1 protein-coding gene is annotated in these 4,120 nt (G+C 67.2%); it reads right to left on the reverse strand.

Annotation, left to right across the window (positions count from 1 at the left end; translation table 11 throughout):
• A partial coding sequence (locus ACYVD0_RS18545) for a condensation domain-containing protein (protein WP_460428176.1) occupies positions 1 to 4,120 on the reverse strand: 4,120 nt, incomplete at both ends.

Genomic DNA, 4,120 nt, shown 5'->3' on the forward strand with positions numbered 1-4,120 from the left:
TGCCGGGTCGCGATGGTCGCCCGGGTTGGCCACCACCAGCCGCGCACCGACCATCAGCGGCCAGAAGAACTCCCAGACCGAGACGTCGAAGCCGAACGGGGTCTTCTGCAGCACCGTGTCCGCGTCGGTGAGCCGGTAGGCGTCCTGCATCCACACCAGCCGGTTGTAGAGCGAACTGTGCCGGTTGGCCGCGCCCTTGGGCCGGCCGGTGGAGCCCGAGGTGTAGATCACGTAGGCGAGGTTGTCGCCGTGCAGTTCGACCTGCGGGTCGTGCTCGGGCTCGCCGTCGAGATCGAGGCTGTCCAGCTCCAGCGTGGTCAGCGACCGGCTGCCGGTGATTCGCTCTCTGACGTGGCGCTGCGTGAGCAGCAGCCCGATGCCACTGTCCTCGACCAGGTAGGCCAGACGCTCGCCGGGATAGTCGGGGTCCAGCGGCACGTAGGCCCCGCCCGCCTTGAGGATGCCCAGCAGGCCCACCACCATCTCGACCGAGCGCTCCAGCGCGATGCCCACCTTGGTCTCCGGCGCGACGCCCAGGGCAATCAGCCGGTGCGCCAGGCGGTTGGCCCGGCGGTTGAGTTCGGCGTAGCTCAGCGCTTCGTCGCCGAAGACCAGCGCCGTGGCCTGCGGCTGCTTCTGCACCTGCCGTTCGAACAGGCGATGCACCGGCTCGGCATCCGGGTAGCGCTGCTCGTTCGCACCCCACTGCCGGAGCTGGACTCGCTCGGATTCGCTCGGGACAACCACGTCTCCCAGATACCGCTCCGGGCCTTGGGCCAGCGCAAGCAACAACCCATGAACGTGCCCAGCCAATTGCCCGACCTGGTCGGACGAGAAATATTGACCTTGGAAGGCATACTCGATGTCCAGTGTCTGGCCGTGGTGCACCGTCAGGGTCATCGGGTAGTTGGTTTCTTCCCGACTCTTGCTTGCCTCGAACCGCAGCTGCCGGTCGCCCGACTGACGCAGTGCCTCATCCACCGGGTAGTTCTCGAACACGATGATGCTGTCGAACAGCCCTTGGCCACCGACACCGGCCCAGCGCTGGATCTCGAACAGCGGTGTGTGCTCATGCTCCCTTGATGCGGTGTTGTGCGCCTGCAGCTCTCGCAGCCACTGCCCGATGCTCTGCTGCGGCTGCGGTGCCGCGACGACGGGGATTGTGTTGATGAACAAACCCAGCATCTGCTCGGCCCCGGGTAGTTCCGCTGGACGGCCGGCGGTCGTCGCCCCGAAGCACACTGCGTCCTGCCCTGTGTAGCACTGCAGCATCAGTGCCCATGCGGCCTGGACCATGGTATTCACGGTCACGCGCTCGGCCCGCGCGAAACTCATCAGGCGCGCAGTCTCTTCGCTGTCGAATGCCTGACGATGAACCAGATATCCCTGGCCGTTCAACGGCTGCCTTACTGCAGCAGCCAGCCTGGTGGGCTCGGCAATACTCGCCAACAGTGTGCGCCAGTAGTTCTCCGATGCAGCAACGCTCCGGGCTTGCAGCCAGGCAATGTAGTCACGATAGCGGCCACTCTGCGTAGAGGCGGGTTGTCCCGAGTAAAGTCCAAGGACTTCAGCCATCACCCTGGACGTACTCCACCCGTCGAGCAGCAGGTGGTGCCGGGTCCAGATGAAGTGATACCGGTTGGCCGACACTCGCACCAGCACCAGCCGCATCAGGGGCGGGGCTGCCAGATCGAAGCCGCGGGCAAATTCGGCTTGAGCCAACGCGTCGAGCGCCTGCGCCTGGTCAGTGTACCCGCGCCAGTCCTGCACATTCAGCGGCACTTCCACCGACTTGGCGACCCATTGCAGTGGGCTTTCGTCCTGCACGAAGCCGGTACGCAGCACCTCGTGCCGATCGAACATCTCCTGCCAGGCCGCCTTGAAGCGGGCAGGGTCCAGGTCGTCGATGTCGATGCGAAGCTGATTGACGTAGGCCGTGCCGGTCGGGTCATACGTGCTATGGAACAGCATGCCCGCCTGCATCGGCGAGAGCGGATAGAGGTCCGCCAGGTTCTCCGCCGGTACGGGCAATTGGTCGAGTTGCGCCTGAGTGAGCCTCGCCAGCGGGAAGTCCGAGGGGGTCGCACCCATCGCCCCGCTCGTGCAGTGCTCGATCAGCGCCTCGAGCTCCCGCTGGAATTCCTCGGCAAGACGCCTCACCAGGGCTTCGTCATGGATCGCCGCGCTGTAGGTCCAGCTCACCCGGAGCTCGCCCCGGTGCATGAGCGCGCCGACTTCCAGCCAGGTTCGCCGCCGGCTGGACGGCGCACGCTCCCCGCCCGTGCTCTCGCGCGCCAGGCGCCAGAGCGCATCCGCCGCGAAGCTCTGGTCGAACTGGCCCAGGTAGTTGAAAGTCACCTGCGGATAGGCGCCTTCGGCCAGCACCCGCCCTTCCTCGGTCAGGTAGCGCAGCACGCCGTAGCCCAGGCCCTTGTTCGGCACCTGGCGCAGTTGCTCCTTGACCGCCTTGATGCTGGCGCCCGGATCGCCCTCGCCCGGCTGCAGGCGCACTGGGAACAGGCTGGTGAACCAACCCACCGTCCGCGACAGATCGATGCTTTCATCCAGCGCTTCGCGGCCGTGGCCCTCCAGCTCCACCAGCACGCTCTCGCGTCCGTCCCACGCGCACAGCGTGCGGGCAAGCGCGGTGAGCAGGATGTCGTTGATCTGGGTGCGGTAGGCCTGCGGCACCTCGCTCAGCAGGCGCTCGGTGAAGTCCTCGTCGAGGGTGGTTTCGACGGTGCGAGCATCGGCCACGCAGTTGCTGCCTTCGGCGACACCGGGCAGGCTGGGCTCGTGCGTACCGACCAGCGCCTGCCAGTACGGCAATTCGGCCTTGGGCGCATCGCCCCGGGCATATTGGCTCAATGCCCGGGACCAGGCCGCGTACGACGTCGTCCGGGCCGGCAGCTCCACCGGGCTGCCGGCGCCCAGCTGGCGGCAGGCGGTTTGCAGGTCTTCGAGAAGCACCCGCCACGAGACGCCATCGACCACCAGATGATGGGCCACGAGCAGGAGCCGGCCGGAGCGGCCCGGCCCCAGATCCATCCACACGGCCTTGAAGGGTTGTGCCAGGCTCAGGCTGCGCTGGGCGGCGTCGGCAGTTCGGCTGATGGCGGCGGCCGCCTGCTGCTCGCCGCCAAGATCGATGCGCTCGAAGCTGACCAGGTCACGCGCCGCTCCATAGGTTTGCCGCCATGCGCCCTGCTGCTCGTCGAAGCGCAGGCGCAGCGCGTCGTGATGGGCGACGACCTGCTCCACGGCCTGCCGCAGCCGCAGGGGGTCCACGGCCTCCGTGGCGGTCAGCAGCACCGACTGGTTCCAGTGCTGCGGCTCGTCGAAGCGCTGCTCGAAGAACCAGCGCTGCACGGGAAGCAAATCGAAGGCCTCACCCGCGGCTTCTTCCCGAACCGGGGCCACTGCCGGCGCCGCGCTTTCCGTGACTGACGTAACCGTCCCGAGCGCGGCGACGGTCTGCAGCTCCATCAACTGCTTGGGCGTGAACCTGAGGCCGCGCTTTCTGGCCCGCGCGATGATTTGCAACGTAAGGATGGAGTCGCCACCGAGCTCGAAGAAGTTGTCGTGGCGGCCGACGCACTCCACGCGCAGCACCTGCGCCCAGATCTCCGCCAACGCCTGCTCGACCTCCCCCTGCGGGGCTTCATGGCGCTTCGCTTCGGCTTGTCCCGGCTCGGGCAAGGCCTTGCGATCGACCTTGCCGTTGGCTGTCAACGGCAAGGCGTCAAGCTGCATGATCGCTGCGGGCACCATGTACTCGGGCAGGGTCCTGGCCATCGTCTCGCGCAACAGGCCGAGATCGACCGGCCCGGCGCTGCGGGATACCACGTAGCCATGGAGCTGCGTCCGTCCATCCTCGCTTTCCCTGGCGATAACCTCCGCCTCCGCAATATCGGGTTGCGCCTGCAGCGCCTGCGCCACCTCCCGCAGCTCCACCCGGTAGCCGCGCACCTTGACCTGATCGTCCACCCGCCCCAGGAATTCCAGGCTGCCGTCATCCAGCAGCTTCACCCGGTCGCCGGTGCGGTACAGGCGTTCGCCCGGCTTGAACGGGTTGGCGACGAAGCGCTCGGCGGTCTGCTCCGCGCGGCCCTGATAGCCG

This window comes from Azotobacter armeniacus, assembly GCF_054779355.1.